At 70.9% G+C, this 471-nt stretch carries 1 protein-coding gene; it reads right to left on the bottom strand.

Translation table 11 applies throughout. The features are described from left to right. The coding region (locus CCN35_RS27015) for a Na+/H+ antiporter NhaA (protein ID WP_245863540.1) at nucleotides 1-471 on the bottom strand (471 nt) is incomplete at both ends.

The raw sequence follows: 471 nt of genomic DNA, 5'->3' as shown, positions 1-471 counted from the left end.
ATGCAGCACCGTCTGCAGCCGCTCGTTGACCGACACCGCCCGCTTCAGCCCCCGCCGCGCACTCAGCCCCACCCGCGCCTGCGGCGACTGCCGAAAGGCCCGAAACAGCCGGGCGGCCACCTCCACCGCCTGCCGGCTGGGCGCATGCGCCGGAATGAGCAGCCCGCCGATCATGCCCGCGATGGAGGCATGCAGCCCCGCCCGCAGCGTCGCCACCCACAGCGCCACCATCACCAGCGCATACGGCACGGTCCGCCACACCCCCAACCGCCCCAGCACCGCCAGCACACCGCACAGCACCCCCGCGACCAGCAGCGCACGCAGATGCAGGGTCTCGGAGAAGACCAGACCGATCACCGCCACCGCCACGATGTCGTCGATGACCGTGATCGCCAGCAAGAACACCCGCAGCTGGGTGACAAACCGCGGACCGACAACGGTCAGCGCCCCGAGCATGAAGGCGGTGTCGGT

It is taken from the genome of Streptomyces thermovulgaris, from assembly GCF_002155915.1.
GTDB classification, from domain to species: Bacteria; Actinomycetota; Actinomycetes; order Streptomycetales; family Streptomycetaceae; genus Streptomyces; species Streptomyces thermovulgaris.
Note: the sequence above shows the minus strand (reverse complement) of the source record. Positions and strands in the feature narration are given on the sequence as shown.